Below are 14,615 nucleotides of genomic sequence, written 5' to 3' on the forward strand. Positions count from 1 at the left end.
GCCGATAATGATCATCTCTTTCGTACGACGACGAAGTCGGCGAGCGCCGCGAAGGCGTCCCGGACCCGGCCGGGCATGTCGACGGCGTCGAGGGCTTCGATGGCGATGGTGTGCTGGCGGCGTGCTTCGTCCGCCGTCCACTCGCGGCCGCCGGCCTCCTCGATCAGGGCCGCGCGGGCCGCGAACTCCTCCTCGGAGAAGTTCGCGAAGTCGCTGCTCTTGGCGTCCGCGGCGAGGATCTCGCCGAGCTTCTCGGAGGCCGAGCCGCCGGCCGCGAGCGCGGCGACGACCGGCAGGGACTTCTTGCGCTGGCGCAGATCGCTCCAGGTCTGCTTGCCGGTGGCCTCCGGGTCGCCCCAGATGCCGAGGAGGTCGTCGACGGCCTGGAAGGCGAGGCCGAGGTGGTAGCCGTACTTCTCCAGCGCGTCGGCGGTGGCGTCGTCCGCGCCGCCGAGGACCGCGCCGATGGAGCTGGAGGCGGCGAGCAGCGCGCCGGTCTTGTTGCCCTCCATCTCCAGGCACTCCTCGACGCTGACGCGGTCGCGGTGCTCGTAGGAGATGTCCTGCGCCTGACCGTCGATCAGGGCGCGGGAGGCGGAGGTCAGACGGCGCGTGGCGCGCCCGGCCTCGACGGTGCCCAGCTCCAGCAGGACCTCGTTGGCGAGGGCGAACAGGGCGTCGCCGACCAGAATGGCCTGGGCGGGGCCGTGCACCTTCCAGACGGTGTCGCGGTGCCGGCGCTGCTCGTCGCCGTCCATCAGGTCGTCGTGCAGCAGCGAGAAGTTGTGGACGAGTTCGACGGCGACGGCCCCCGGCACGCCCACCTCGGGGGCGGCGCCGGTGACCTCGGCGGAGAGCACGGCGAGGGCGGGCCGTACGGCCTTGCCGCCGTCGCCGTCGGCGGGGTTCCCGGCCGCGTCGATCCAGCCGAAGTGGTAGGCGGCGACGGTGTCCATGGGAGGCGCGAGACGGTCGACGGCCGTACGCAGGACCGGTGTGGTCAGGGTCCGGCCGCGCTCCAGCAGCGCGGTCACGTCCACCGCGGTCCTCCGAGCGGGGGTCGGGGCCGGGGGCACAGTGGGCACAGTCTCTCCTCTTGTTGCGGTGCCGGGGGTGCGGGGGCCCGGCCGGTGCTGCTTGAGCATCAGGCCGCCTCCTCGAAGGCGAAGAGACGGCGGGGGCGGGGCCGGCCCAGGGCGCTCAGCGCGGCGTCGGCCGCGCTCACTCCACTGCGGACCGCACTCTCCATGGTCGCGGGCCACCCAGTGGCGGTCCACGCTCCGGCCAGGTACAGGCCGGGGGCCTTGGTGCGGGCGCCGGGCCGCAGCCGCCCGACGCCGGGGGCGGGGGCGAACGTCGCCGTGCGCTCCCGGGTCACGAAGAAGTCCTTCACCACGGCACTGCGGGTGCCCGGGATCAGCCGCTCCAGCTCCGGCAGGTAGCGCTCGCGCAGGACGGCGACCGGGGCGTCGATGTCGTCGTGCGCGGCCGACTGCGACAGCGCCAGGTACTGCCCCTCGGCGAGCCCGGAGGCGTCCGTGCGGTCGAAGACCCACTGCACGGGGGTGCCGAGGGCGGCGAAGAAGGGGCGGGCGAGCACCTTGCGGTCGTAGACGACGTGCACGTTGAGGATCGGCGCGGTACCGATGCCGAGCAGTCGCCCGGGACTGTCCAGCGCGCCGGGCGGCAGCAGGTCGTGCGCCTCGCGCTGGGGTACGGCGAGGACGACCGCGTCGGTCTGCAGCGTCTCGCCGGGAACCTGAACGCTCCACGTCCCGTTGTCGTTTGCAGAGATGGAGGTGACGCGTGTACGGACCTCGGTACGGACGCCCGCGGAGTCGAGCGCCTTGCGGGCCAGCCGGTCGTGCAGTTCGCCCAGGGGTACGTGGGCCCAGCCGATGTCGGCCGCGCCCGGGTCGGACAGCAGACCGGTCTTGAACACCATCGCGGCGAGCCCCAGCGAGGCGTCGCCCGCGACCGCATTGAGGGTGGCGACCCCGACCAGGTCCCACAGGGCCTCGACGGCGCGCGCCGACTGGCCGTGCGCGGCCAGCCAGCTGCCGAAGTCCTGGGTGTCCAGGACCGGATCGGCGAGGTCGAGTCCCTTGAGCGCGAGCGCGGCCCGCCCGACCGCGGCACGCTCGGCGAGCGAGAGATGCGGATAGGCGGCCAGGCTGCGTCCCAGGTGGAGGGGGACGGGCAGCGGGTCGCGCCGCAGTCTGCCGAGCCGTCGTCCTTCGGGTTTGGCGACGTCGACGACGGGCACGTCCAGGCGGTCCTGCAGCGGTGCCAGCGCGGTGCCCCGGATCCGGTCGAGGAACCAGCGGTAGGCGGTGCAGCAGCGCAGGTACACGTGCTGGCCGTTGTCGACGGTCAGCTCGCCGCGTCGGAAGGAGAAGGCCAGGCCGCCCAGCCTCGGCCTGCCTTCGAGCAGAGTGACACGGACGCCCGCGTCCGCGAGCGCGAGCGCGGTGGTGATCCCGGCGAGCCCGCCGCCGACCACTACGGCACTGCGGCCTGCCGCCCCCTCGGCTCCCGCGGTGTCAGCGTGCGCCGGTGCGGGGCGTGAGCCGTCGGTCATCGTGCGTCCTTCCATGCGTGCCCAAGCGCTCCGCAGGGAGTGCCGTGACGGGCCGTCGATCGCGCACGGGCCCGTCGTGGCTGATCGTGCCCACGCGGCGGCAGCCGCATGTCCGGCACGGCCCCGCGCCCTTTCGGGGCGCCGCAGGCCTGCCCGGCGTGCAGGGTGAACGGTGCACGCCCGGCCGTCGCAGTCTGGGACGCCACGCCGCAGTGGAGGGTTGCCTCCCCCATGTCTCCTGGTTCGGTGAGGTCCATCAGGCGCGCCTCCGGACGGACCTCGCGCCGGCGTGGCGGGTCACGTTGCGGGCGTCGAGCCCGGACAGTCCGCGCACGGCGACATAGGCCTTCTCGCGTCCGGGCAGCGAGACCCGGCCGCGCAGCACGGCCTCGGGGTCGCGCTCGATACGGTCCAGCAGCCTGCGGTAGATGCCGGCCATGGCGGCCACGCAGGCGCCGCTGCGCCGGTCGAGCATGGGGAGCAGCCGGTAGCCCTCGGCGAACAGGGCGCGGGCCCGTCGCACTTCGAAGTGCACGAGGCCCGCGAAGTCGGAGCCCTCCGGTGGCGTCGGCGCGTCGAACCCGGCCGAGCAGCCGAACTTGGCCAGGTCGTCGGCGGGCAGATAGGTACGGCCGCCCTGGGCGTCCTCGCGGACGTCCCTGAGGATGTTGGTGAGCTGCAGGGCGAGGCCGAGCGTGTCGGCGTACTCGGAAGCGCGCTCGGCGCCGCGCGCGCCCGGTTCGGTGCCGAACACGCCGAGCGAGAGGCGGCCGATGGCACCGGCGACACACCGGCAGTAGACCTTCAGGTCGTCCCAGGTCTCGTACGTCTGCCCGCGCAGGTCCATCTGGACGCCGTCGATCAGCTCGTCCAGCCCGCCGAGCGGGATCGGGAAGGCACGCGCGGCATGGGCGAGGGCGACGGCCACCGGGTCGGTGTCGTCCTCGCCGACCTCGCCCTCGCGGACCCGGGCGAGCAGCGCCCTGGTGTCCTGCAGGCGGGTCAGTTTGGTCTCGCCGGGCAGGTCGCCGTCGCCGATGTCGTCCACGCGCCGGGAGAACGCGTACAGCGCCGACATGGCGCGGCGCTTGGACGTGGGCAGCAGCCGGATGCCGTACGCGAAGTTACGGGCCTGCTGCCCGGTGACGGCCTCGCAGTAGCTGTAGGCGGCGAGTACCGGCGCGGACACGTGCGACGCAGACTCCACGGTCCGGATCACCCCTCTCCTCGCAGGATCACGCCCGCCTCACGCAGCAACTGGACCTTGCCGGGTCTGGGCGGGCCGGGAAGTACGTCGTATTCGGCGGCGGCGATCGCCCGGATCGCCGCCCTTCCCCCCGCCACGAACCCTGCGAGCAGCAGCTTCAGCCTGCCGTGGACGCTACCCACGAGGGGGGCGCCTTCATTCAGCAGATCGCGGGCGCGTTGTGCTTCGTATGCAACCAGGGAGCGCACTGATGCGCCTGCGGTTTTCACGCCAAGATCCGCTTCCTGCACGTGAAAGCGCTTCATGTCGGCGGCCGGGAGGTAGATCCGGTCGCGGCCGAGGTCCTCGGCGACGTCCTGGAGGTGCTCGACGATCTGCAGCGCGGTGCAGACCGCGTCGGAGAGCCGGATCCGCTCGGGGGTCGCGGTACCGGTGACACCGAGGACGAGGCGGCCGACGGGATTGGCCGACAGTTCGCAGTAGGCCAGGAGGTCGTCGTAGGTCTCGTACCGGCTGACGAGCTGGTCCTGGCGGTTGGCGGCGATCAGGCCGAGGAAGGGTTCAGGCGTCAGGCCGCGGCGGCGGACGGTGGGCTGCAGGCGGCGCAGCAGGGGGTGGCGCGGGGTGCCGTCGAAGACCCGGCGCAGGTCCGCCTCGAAGGCGTCGAGGAGGACCAGCCGGTCCTCGGCCGCGGCGGGCGACACGCCGAGCAGACGGGCGTCGGCACCGCCGGGCGCCAGGTCGCCGTCGCCGATGTCGTCCACGAGACGGGCGAAGCCGTAGACGGCCATGAGGTCGTCGCGCCACGCCCGGGGCAGGAAGAAGGGGGCCACGGGGAAGTTCTCGCTCGCGGCCTTGTCCAGGGTGGCGCGCTCCAGGCCCGGCGCCGCTTCGGTGGCCGTCACAGGGCGCTGCCCGGGGCGGGGACGGCACATGCTGCGTTGAGCTGGGGAGTTTCCGTAGCCATTGCCGTCACATCTCCCGTTCTACACTGCCGACCCAATACACACTATTTCGGACACGCCGCCCGGTAATTCACGGGGCGCCCTGGCGCAGGGTGTCGTGCATTATCGCCCCACTTGCCGCTTTCCGGCACTGGTACAGCTTACGTTGTACAACGCATCGAGGTTCGCCGGGGTGTCCTGCACATCACAACAACGCACCGATCGACGTCAAGATTCCTTGCTCCAGCCCGAGTTGACGTTTCCTTTGCGGCTCGGGGCCCGGCCGGAGGGAGACCGGCGGGCCCCTGGCCGAAAACAGGCTACTTCCCCGTGAACTTCTCGTACTCCCCGAGTACCTCTTCGGTCGGCCCGTCCATCCGCAGCTCGCCTCGCTCCAGCCACAGGACTCGGTCACAGGTGTCGCGGACGGACTTGTTGTTGTGGCTCACCAGAAAGACCGTTCCGGCCTGCTTGCGCAGTTCCCGGATGCGCTCCTCGGAGCGCTTCTGGAACCCCCGGTCGCCGGTGGCGAGGGCCTCGTCGATCATGAGGACGTCGTGGTCCTTGGCGGCGGCGATGGAGAAGCGCAGCCGGGCGGCCATGCCGGAGGAGTACGTCCGCATGGGCAGGGTGATGAAGTCGCCCTTGTCGTTGATCCCCGAGAAGCCGACGATCTCCTCGTAGCGCTCCTTGATCTCTTCCCGGGGCATGCCCATGGCGAGACCGCCGAGGATGACGTTGCGCTCACCGGTGAGGTCGTTCATCAGGGCCGCGTTGACGCCCAGCAGCGAGGGCTGGCCGTCGGTGTAGACCTTGCCGCGCTCCGCGGGCAGCAGGCCGGCGATGGCACGCAGCAGGGTCGACTTGCCGGAGCCGTTGGAGCCGATCAGGCCGATGGCCTCACCGCGGCAGGCCGTGAAGGAGACCCCGCGCACGGCGTGCACCGTGCGCACGCCCCGTTCCCGGCCGCGCCCGACGATCCGGCTCAGCGCCGCCGTGGCACTGCCCTTGCCGGTCTTCGCGCCGTTGACGCGGTAGACGATGTGCAGGTCCTCCGCGATGACGGTGGGACGGCGCCCGCCGGCGTCCGGCCCGGGGCTGCCCTGCCCGGCGTTCTGCCCGGGGATGCCCTGCCCGGCGTTCCGCTCAGCCACGGCCGTACCTCTCCTCCGCCTGCCAGAAGTACACGAAGCCGCCGGCGAAGACGGCCACGGCCCAGAACAGCGCGATGGCCCACACGTGCGGCGGCAGGTTGGCGGCGCCGTAGCCGTCGATGAGCGCGTAGCGCATCAGGTCCATGTAGACCGCGGCGGGGTTGGCCTGGAGCAGTCGTACGGCGATCTCGGAGCGGCCCTCCATGATCTTGCTGATGGAGAACATGACGCCCGAGGTGTACATCCACGTGCGCAGGACGAACGGCATCAGCTGGGCGAGATCGGGTGTCTTCGCGCCCATGCGGGCCACGATCAGCGCGAGCCCGGTGTTGAACAGGAACTGCAGCAGCAGGACCGGCACGATCAGCAGCCAGGCCGGGCTCGGGTAGCTGCCGAACCCGATCGCCACGACGAACATCACGATCATCGAGAAGAGCAGCTGCTGGAGCTGCTGGAGCGAGAAGGAGACGGGCAGCGAGGCGCGCGGGAAGTGCAGGGCGCGCACCAGGCCCAGGTTGCCGGAGATCGCCCGGACACCCGACATGACCGAACTCTGCGTGAAGGTGAACACGAACACGCCGGTGACCAGGAACGGGATGTACACGTCCTGGGACAGGCCGCGGCTCGCGTGCAGGATGACGCCGAAGATGAAGTAGTACACGCCCGCGTTCAGCAGCGGCGTCGCCACCTGCCACAGCTGGCCGAGCTTGGCCTCGCTGTACTGCGCCGTCAGCTTCGCCTGGGAGAAGGCGAGGATGAAGTGGCGCCGGCCCCACAGCTGGCGGACGTACTCGGGCAGTGAGGGACGGGCGCCGCTCACGGCGAGCCCGTACTTGGCGGCGAGCTGCGCGGCCGTCAGTCCCTCGTCGGGCGACGGTATCGCGCTCACCGCGACACCGCCGTCATGCGTTGTGTGACTCACGAGTGGAAATCCGGACTCTCTCGGGTAAGAAGCTTGCTCTCTTCTGGTAAGAGAAAGCTTCTCAGATCACCGGAGGCCGGCCCAGCCGGGTCAGCCGCCACACCGTGCGCCAGCGCATGGGACGGCGCGGGCCGCACGGAGCCGTCCAGCCCTCCTTGAAGCCGCCGAACCAGGCCTTCAGGGCCGGTACGGACGGGCGGCGCAGCAGCGTGAGCAGCAGCCAGACGCCGAGGTAGACGGGGACCAGGAGCGCGGGCAGGTTGCGGCGGGCCAGCCAGACGCGGTTGCGGGCGACCATGCGGTGGTACACCGCGTGCCGCGAGGGCGCGGTCGTCGGGTGGTTCAGGACCATGTCCGACCGGTAGTCGATCATCCAGCCGGCGTCCAGGGCCCGCCAGGCCAGGTCGGTCTCCTCGTGGGCGTAGAAGAACTCGTCCGGCAGGGTCCCGGCCTCCGCGAAGACACGGGTGCGCACGGCGTTGGCGCCGCCGAGGAAGGTGGTGACGCGCGAGGACCGCATCGGGTCGGAGGCGCGCAGCCGGGGCACATGGCGGCGCTGGGTCCGGCCGGTCTCGGGGTCGGCGATGCGGAAGCTGATGATGCCGAGCGCGGGGTCGGCCTCGAACGCCTCGCGGCACAGCTGGGCGGTGTCGTGCCGGGCGAGCAGGCCGTCGTCGTCGAGGAACAGCAGTATGTCGGCGTCCCGGCCGCTCGGCCCGAAGGCCTCTATGCCGACGTTGCGGCCGCCCGGGATGCCCAGGTTCTCGGGCAGCTCGATCGTCCTGACGCCCTCGGGGACGTCCGGCACGGGTGAGCCGTTGCCGACCACGACCACCTCGACCGGGTCGCCCTCCTGCTTCGCGACCGAGTCGATGAGGGCCCGCAGCTCCTCGGGCCGGTTGCCCATGGTGATGATGACGGCGCCGACCTTCACGGCACTCACTTCAGCCTACTGGAGGCGAGGATGGACACCAGGTGCAGCAGGGTCTGCAGCAGGGCGATGCCGGCGAGGACCGCGACACCCAGCCGGGAGAAGAACAGGTCACCGCGCGCCTGGTCGGCGATCGCGAGGACCAGGATCAGCAGGGACGCCTCGATGCCGAGGATCAGCCGGTGGAACTTGAGGGCGGCGGCGGCCCGGCGGGCCAGCGCCATGCCGGAGGTGCGCATCTCGGCGGCGGCCTCCTGGACCGGCGGCTTGCCCGCCTGGTGGCGGGCGACGCCGACGAGGTCGGTCTCGGCCTTGATCAGGATGGCGCCGAGCGCGGCCAGCGTGCCGAGGAAGGCCCACAGCCAGTCGATACGGCCGCTGCCCCACAGGTCGGCGGCGCGCAGCCCGAAGCCGGTGAGCACCGCGGCGTCGGTCAGGTAGGCGCCGACCCGGTCCAGGTAGACGCCGTTCAGCGAGTACTGCTGCTTCCAGCGCGCGATCTCGCCGTCGACGCAGTCCAGCAGCAGGTACAGCTGGACGCAGACCACGCCGAGCACGGCGCCCCAGATCCCCGGCACCAGCAGGGCCGGGGCCGCGAGCACGCCGAAGACGGTCATCAGGTACGTGAGCTGGTTGGGCGTGACCCTGGTGCCCACCAGGTAGCGGTCGACCCGCAGGGACACCTCACGCATGTAGAGGCGTCCCATCCAGTGCTCACCGCTGCGCCGGTCCTTCACCCCGGCGGGGTGGACGACCGGACGGAGTTCAGCTACCGATGGCCTTGACATAGTCGGCGTAGACGTCCTTGATCTGGTTCGGCTTGAGGTCGAGGTGTTCGAGGATCGTGTAGCGGCCCGGCCTGGTCTCGGGAGCGAACTCCACGGCGCGGACGAACTCGTCCACGGTGAAGCCCAGTTCCTCCGGCAGCACCGGAAGCCCGTGCCGGCGCAGCACCTCGGCGGTGTGGGCCGCCTCCTCGTGGGCCCCGCGCAGATACGTCGCGAAGGCCGCGCCGAGGCCGCACTGCTCGCCGTGGGCGGCCGCCCGCCTGGGGAACAGCAGGTCGAAGGCGTGGTTGATCTCGTGGCAGGAACCCGAGGCGGGCCGGGAGTCGCCGGAGATCGACATCGAGATGCCGGTGAGCACCAGCGCCTCGGCGAGCACCTGGAGGAAGTCGTTGTCGCCGATGCCGCCGGGGTGGCGCAGGACCGCCTCGCCGGCCTGGCGGGCCATGGCCGCGGCGAGACCGTCGACCTTCTCGCCGGTGACCCGGTTCGACAGCTCCCAGTCCGCGACCGCGTTGATGTTGGAGATCGCGTCGCCGATGCCGGCCCGGACGAAACGGGCCGGGGCCTCGCGGATCACGTCCAGGTCGATGACGACGGCGATCGGGTTCGGCACACCGTAGGAGCCGCGCCCGGCGTCGTTGTCGAGGGTGGCGACCGGCGAGCACAGACCGTCGTGCGCGAGGTTCGTCGGCACGGCGACCAGGGGCAGGCCGACGCGGGCCGCGGCGAACTTGGCGCAGTCGATGATCTTGCCGCCGCCGAGCCCGACCACGGCGTCGTAGTGGCCGGACTTCATCTCGCCGGCCAGCCGGATCGCGTCGTCGAGGCCGCCGCCGCCCACCTCGTACCAGGAGGCGCCGGGCAGCGTGGGGGCGATGCGCTCGCGCAGCTTGGCGCCGGAGCCGCCGCTGACGGCGACGGCGAGCCGGCCGGACTGCGCGATGCGCTCGTCGGCGAGGACACCGGCCAGGTCGTCCAGGGCACCCGGGCGGATGTCCACGACGACCGGCGAGGGAATGAGCCGGGTCAGTAGCGGCACGCGATCTCCCGGCCCTTGGCGAGGTCGTCGTGGTTGTCGATCTCGACCCACTGGACGTCGCCGATGGGCGCCACGTCGATCCGGAAGCCGCGGTTGACCAGCTCCTGGTAGCCGTGCTCGTAGAACTGCTGCGGGTCGGTCTCCCAGACCGCCTTCAGCGCGTCGGCCAGGTCGGGAGCGGCGTCGCCCTCGATCAGGGTGACGCCGATGTACTCACCGGTGGCCTCGGCGGGGTCCATCAGCTTGGTGATCTTCGTCATGCCCTTGCCGGGGTCGACGACGACCTTCATCTCCTCGTCCGCGAGGGACTTCACGGTGTCGAGGGCGAGGATGATCTTCTTGCCCTCGCCACGCGCGGCGAGCAGGGTCTTCTCGACGGAGACCGGGTGGACGGTGTCGCCGTTGGCGAGGATCACGCCGTCCTTGAGGGCGTCACGGCCGCACCACAGGGAGTAGGCGTTGTTCCACTCCTCGGCCTTGTCGTTGTCGATCAGGGTGAGCTTGAGGCCGTACTTCGCCTCCAGTGCCGCCTTGCGCTCGTAGACGGCCTCCTTGCGGTAGCCGACGATGACCGCGACCTCGGTCAGGCCGATCTCGGCGAAGTTGCCGAGGGTCAGGTCCAGGACCGTCGGTTCGCCCTCTGTGCCCGCGGGCCCCACCGGCACCAACGCCTTGGGCAGGGTGTCGGTGTAGGGGCGCAGGCGCCTTCCGGCGCCGGCCGCCAGCACGAGGCCGATCATGCGGGTTCTCCTTCGTCGTGTACGGCGGGTGCCCCTGCGGACACCCAGAAGCGGATGCTCTCGGCGAGCACCACGAGGGCCACGGCCACGGCGAGGACCGTGAGCGCGACCGTGAACTGCGCAGCGGTGAGCACCGCGGCGAGGACGGCGACGAGCAGCGTCCGCCCCTCGTGCCCTCCGATGACACGCACCAGCCGGGCGGGCGGTGCTCCGGCGTTGCCGCGGATGCGGTACACCGTGTCGTAGTGATGGTAGGCGACGGCGGCCACCAGCCCGAAAGCCGCGGGAAGCGCTCCGTTCACCCCGGCCTTGCCGGCGAGGATGAGCACGGTGCCGTACTCGGCGGCCCGGAAGAAGGGCGGGACCAGCCAGTCGAGGGCGCCCTTGAGGGGGCGGACGACGGCGAGCGGGGACTGCAGGACGTAGAGGACGGCGCCCAGGACGGGCCACCAGCTGCCGTACGGGGCGAGGCAGGCGGCGAGGGCGACGACGGCGCCGCCGGCCAGGGCGGTGTACGCCGGGGCCCGCCACGGCACCCGCCGGGCGATCCGGGTCAGCCCCTGCGCGAGCGGCCCGCTGTCCGCGAGGTCCGCGAGCGCGCGGGCGGCCCGGTCGGTGCGCTTCGCCCTGCGGGTCAGGGAGCGCAGCACCCGGCCGGCGGTGGTGTACGCCGCCGCGAAGGCGCAGCCGGCGAGCAGGACGCAGAAGGTGATCCGGGGGGTCGTGGCCGCGGTGAGGACCGCGATCATCGCCCAGCGCTCGCCGATCGGCAGCACTATCATCCGCCGCACCCACACCGTCCACCCGACGCTGTCCAGCCTGCCGGAGAGGGCGGCGGTGGGGCTGGTGTTGGCGGTCGCGTCGTGGTTGGCCTCGTTGAAGGAGAAGTCGACCACGTGCCGGCAGGTCTGCAGGACCATCGCGCCGAGCGCGAGGGCCCAGACGTCATCACCGCCGCGGGCCGCGCCGAGGGCGAGGCCCGCGTAGTAGGCGTACTCCTTGGCCCGGTCGAAGGTGGCGTCCAGCCAGGCGCCGAGCGTGGAGTACTGCAGGGAGTAGCGGGCGAGCTGGCCGTCGGTGCAGTCCAGCACGAAGGAGGCGATCAGCAGCACGCCGGCCGCGACGAACCCCGCGCGCGTGCCCGTCGCCGCGCAGCCGGCCGCTATCAGGGCGGTGAGCAGCGAGGCCGTGGTGACCTGGTTCGGGGTCAGGCCCCGGCGGGCGCACCAGCGGGCGAGGTGGCGCGAGTAGGGGCTTATGAAGAACGTGGTGAAGAAGCCGTCGCGGGACTTCACGGCCGACTTCAGGCGTACGGCCTCGTCGTCCACGGCGGCCACGGCCTGCCGGGCCTCGTTGCGGGCCTGCGGGTCGGCGGGGACGGCGGCGACCAGGCTGCCCAGCTCGGGCCGGTGCACCTCGCCGCCGTCGGCGTCGAGGGCGGTGACGACCTGGTCGGCGAGGCTGTCGACCGCGAGGGCCGTACCGCCGCCCACGGAGGTCTGGCGGGCCACGGCCCGGGTCAGCGCCTGCCGGGCGGCCGGCTGGGCGGTGACGGCGCCGGGGACGGCGGACAGCTCGAAGCGCGGGTCGGTCAGGCCGAGGCGCAGCGCGTGCGGGTGGCCGACGAAGCGGGCGTCGACCAGGGCCACGCGCTCGGCGGCGGGAGCCGCGGCGAGCAGGGCCTCTGCCTCGGCGGGGTCCGCCGCCACCCGGACGTCGAAGCCGAGGGACCGCAGATCGTTCTCCAACGACGATCCGGGAACCGGCTGACCGGTGACGATGGCGGTCGACAACCGAACTCACTCCCTGGGTGCCGGCTGCGGGCGCCGGTCGCTTGCTTGATGGGGCGCCTGCCTGTGGCACCCGGGCGGCATGTCGGCGAAGGCTACCGGATGGGCCGGAGCCCACGTTCACCGGCCGTTAACGGCCCGGCCCACGGGGACTGCCCCGGCCTTTGCCGCGATCATCATCGGTGATCCGGGGCCCGGCCCACAAACCGCCGGCGCAGACCCGGGCAACCGGGACACCCTCAAGGACAGGAGGCCGGCTCAGGGGGTGTCGTTCGGATCATGCCGGCGTCCGAACGTCACCCCCTAGGCTGGGCGACCATGACATGGTTGATCACCGGCGGAGCCGGATACATCGGGGCGCACGTGGCACGGGCCATGGCCGGCGCCGGGGAGAGCGTCGTGGCGCTGGACGACCTGTCGGCGGCGGTGCCCGCGCGGCTGCCCGCCGACGTGCCGCTCGTCGGGGGCTCGACGCTGGACGGGGCCCGGCTGAAGCGGGTCCTGGCGGAGTACGGCGTCACGGGCGTCGTGCATCTCGCGGCGCGCAAGCAGGTCGGGGAGTCGGTCGCCGAGCCCACCCGTTACTACCGGGAGAACGTCGGCGGCCTCGCCACGCTGCTGGACGCGGTGGCCGAGGCCGGGATCCGGCGGCTGGTGTTCTCCTCGTCGGCGGCCGTGTACGGCAATCCGGACGTGGACCTGATCACCGAGGACACCCCCTGTGTCCCGGTGAACCCCTACGGCGAGACCAAGCTGGCCGGGGAGTGGCTGGTACGGGCGGCGGGGCGGGCACACGGGATCTCCACGGTGTGCCTGCGCTATTTCAACGTGGCGGGCGCGGCGGCGCCGGAGCTGGCGGACACGGGCGTGTTCAACATCGTGCCGATGGTCTTCGACCGGCTCACCCGTGACGAGGCCCCGCGGATCTTCGGGGACGACTATCCGACCCCGGACGGCACCTGCGTCCGGGACTACATCCACGTGGCCGATCTCGCCGACGCGCACCTGGCGGCGGCCCGGCGGCTCGCCGGCGGTGACCTGTCCGGGGACCTGACGCTGAACATCGGGCGCGGCGAGGGCGTCTCGGTGCGGGAGCTGATCACGGTCATCGGGGAGGTCACCGGGGACCACCGGGAGCCCGTGGTGGAGGGGCGCCGGCCGGGGGACGCGCCGCGCGCGGTCGCCTCGGCCGGGCGGGCCGAGCGGGAGCTGGCCTGGCGGGCCCGGCGCGATGTGCGCGAGATGGTCACCTCGGCCTGGCAGGGCTGGCAACTGCACCGCTCCGCCTGAGAGCGAAGCCTCGTCCGCCGAACTCGCAGCGCTCTGACCTGCGGAACGTTTCCGCAGGTCAGGGCACATGACAACGGTGTTCAATGCCGCGTTGCCCCATACCCCCCACCCGTAGTTCACTGAACCTGCCGGACGGATCCCGCAAGGGCACAGGAAGGGTGGTTTCTCCATGGGGGCAGGGCACGACCACGGGCACGCGCACAGTCATGCGCCGGCCACGGGTACGGCCGCGGCGGCGTACCGCGGGCGGCTGCGGATCGCGCTGGGCATCACCCTCACGATCATGGTGGTCGAGATCGTCGGCGGCCTGGCCGCGGACTCGCTCGCGCTGATCGCGGACGCGGCGCACATGGCGACCGACGCGGTGGGCCTCGGCATGGCCCTGCTCGCGATCCACTTCGCGAACCGCCCGCCGAGCACGAACCGCACCTTCGGCTACGCCCGCGCCGAGATCCTCGCCGCCCTGGCCAACTGCGTCCTGCTGCTCGGGGTCGGCGGCTATGTGCTGTACGAGGCGATCGAGCGGTTCATGACACCCGCCCAGACCCACGGCGGGCTGATGGTCGTGTTCGGTCTGATCGGCCTGGTCGCGAACTCGATCTCGCTGTCCCTGCTGATGCGCGGGCAGCAGGAGAGCCTGAACGTGCGCGGCGCCTTCCTCGAGGTGGCCGCCGACGCGCTCGGCTCGTTCGCGGTGCTGGTCTCGGCGGTCGTCATCCTGACCACCGGCTGGCAGCGGGCCGACCCGGTGGCCTCGCTGGTCATCGGGCTGATGATCGTGCCGAGGACGCTGAAGCTGCTGCGCGAGACGCTGGACGTCCTGCTCGAGGCGGCCCCGAAGGACGTCGACATGACCGAGGTGCGCACCCACATCCTCGCCCTGGACGGCGTGGAGGACGTCCACGACCTGCACGCCTGGACGATCACCTCGGGCATGCCGGTGCTGTCGGCGCACGTGGTGGTCAGCTCGGACGTGCTGAGCGCCATCGGCCACGAGAAGATGCTGCACGAGCTGCAGGGCTGCCTCGGCGACCACTTCGACGTGGAGCACTGCACCTTCCAGCTGGAGCCGGGCGGGCACGCGGAGCACGAGGCACGCCTGTGCCACTGAACGTACGTGCGGGCGTTCGCCCCTGAGGGCGGTTCCCCGCGCGGCACGCCGGGCACGATGATCTACCGGGTCCCCGTCCCGGTACGGCGCCGCGCGCGGACGTGCGGGGAAGTGCCGG

At 72.0% G+C, this 14,615-nt stretch carries 14 protein-coding genes; 2 read left to right on the plus strand and 12 right to left on the minus strand.

The features are described 5' to 3' along the window. Positions 1-11: 11 nt before the first annotated feature. The 12 genes from A6P39_RS08765 to A6P39_RS08820 all read right to left on the minus strand — a co-directional run bounded on the left by A6P39_RS08765 (position 12) and on the right by A6P39_RS08820 (position 12,099). The gene (locus tag A6P39_RS08765) at positions 12-1,076 is read right to left on the minus strand and encodes a polyprenyl synthetase family protein (RefSeq protein WP_067053841.1); all 1,065 of its coding nucleotides are present in this window, start codon (positions 1,074-1,076) and stop codon (positions 12-14) included. 68 nt (positions 1,077-1,144) lie between these two features. Continuing rightward, positions 1,145-2,581 (minus strand): hydroxysqualene dehydroxylase HpnE, encoded by a 1,437-nt coding sequence (gene hpnE, locus A6P39_RS08770; protein ID WP_067053843.1) that lies wholly within the window; start codon positions 2,579-2,581, stop codon positions 1,145-1,147. Continuing rightward, the gene (locus A6P39_RS08775) at positions 2,578-2,838 is read right to left on the minus strand and encodes a DUF6380 family protein (RefSeq protein WP_331454105.1); all 261 of its coding nucleotides are present in this window, start codon (positions 2,836-2,838) and stop codon (positions 2,578-2,580) included. Before A6P39_RS08775 ends, hpnE begins: the two co-directional genes overlap by 4 nt. Then, positions 2,838-3,800 carry a presqualene diphosphate synthase HpnD gene (gene hpnD / locus A6P39_RS08780; protein WP_067053845.1) on the minus strand — a complete coding sequence of 321 codons (963 nt, stop codon included), beginning with the start codon at positions 3,798-3,800 and terminating at the stop codon, positions 2,838-2,840. The genes A6P39_RS08775 and hpnD overlap by 1 nt, the downstream gene beginning before the upstream one ends. After that, positions 3,797-4,723 (minus strand): squalene synthase HpnC, encoded by a 927-nt coding sequence (gene hpnC, locus A6P39_RS08785; protein WP_107304499.1) that lies wholly within the window; start codon positions 4,721-4,723, stop codon positions 3,797-3,799. The genes hpnD and hpnC overlap by 4 nt, the downstream gene beginning before the upstream one ends. Positions 4,724-5,052: 329 nt before the next feature. After that, positions 5,053-5,859 carry an ABC transporter ATP-binding protein gene (locus tag A6P39_RS08790; RefSeq protein ID WP_067054023.1) on the minus strand — a complete coding sequence of 269 codons (807 nt, stop codon included), beginning with the start codon at positions 5,857-5,859 and terminating at the stop codon, positions 5,053-5,055. Positions 5,860-5,878: 19 nt separating this feature from the next. Beyond that, positions 5,879-6,808: an ABC transporter permease gene (locus A6P39_RS08795; RefSeq protein WP_067053849.1), complete on the minus strand. Its 930-nt coding sequence runs from the start codon at positions 6,806-6,808 to the stop codon at positions 5,879-5,881. Positions 6,809-6,869: 61 nt separating this feature from the next. Beyond that, complete coding sequence (locus A6P39_RS08800) at positions 6,870-7,742, minus strand: glycosyltransferase family 2 protein (protein WP_067053851.1); 873 nt, start codon at positions 7,740-7,742, stop codon at positions 6,870-6,872. A 5-nt stretch (positions 7,743-7,747) separates the two neighbouring features. Beyond that, the gene (locus tag A6P39_RS08805) at positions 7,748-8,527 is read right to left on the minus strand and encodes a CDP-alcohol phosphatidyltransferase family protein (protein ID WP_079133725.1); all 780 of its coding nucleotides are present in this window, start codon (positions 8,525-8,527) and stop codon (positions 7,748-7,750) included. Continuing rightward, complete coding sequence (locus A6P39_RS08810) at positions 8,505-9,566, minus strand: iron-containing alcohol dehydrogenase family protein (RefSeq protein ID WP_067053854.1); 1,062 nt, start codon at positions 9,564-9,566, stop codon at positions 8,505-8,507. The genes A6P39_RS08805 and A6P39_RS08810 overlap by 23 nt, the downstream gene beginning before the upstream one ends. Next, positions 9,554-10,306, minus strand: a complete 753-nt coding sequence (locus A6P39_RS08815) for a phosphocholine cytidylyltransferase family protein (RefSeq protein ID WP_067053856.1) — start codon at positions 10,304-10,306, stop codon at positions 9,554-9,556. The genes A6P39_RS08810 and A6P39_RS08815 overlap by 13 nt, the downstream gene beginning before the upstream one ends. Then, positions 10,303-12,099, minus strand: a complete 1,797-nt coding sequence (locus A6P39_RS08820; protein WP_067053859.1) for a DUF5941 domain-containing protein — start codon at positions 12,097-12,099, stop codon at positions 10,303-10,305. Before A6P39_RS08820 ends, A6P39_RS08815 begins: the two co-directional genes overlap by 4 nt. A 315-nt stretch (positions 12,100-12,414) precedes the next feature. On the opposite strand from A6P39_RS08820, the gene galE reads away from it, so the two are divergent. Together galE and A6P39_RS08830 are read left to right on the plus strand one after the other, a co-directional pair. Further along, complete coding sequence (gene galE, locus A6P39_RS08825) at positions 12,415-13,386, plus strand: UDP-glucose 4-epimerase GalE (RefSeq protein WP_067054024.1); 972 nt, start codon at positions 12,415-12,417, stop codon at positions 13,384-13,386. A gap of 169 nt (positions 13,387-13,555) precedes the next feature. Then, entirely contained in the window at positions 13,556-14,497 is a 942-nt protein-coding gene (locus A6P39_RS08830) for a cation diffusion facilitator family transporter (RefSeq protein WP_067053861.1), read from the plus strand. Positions 14,498-14,615 lie beyond the last annotated feature (118 nt).

This window comes from Streptomyces sp. FXJ1.172 (assembly GCF_001636945.3).
In the GTDB taxonomy this organism is placed as follows: Bacteria; Actinomycetota; Actinomycetes; order Streptomycetales; family Streptomycetaceae; genus Streptomyces.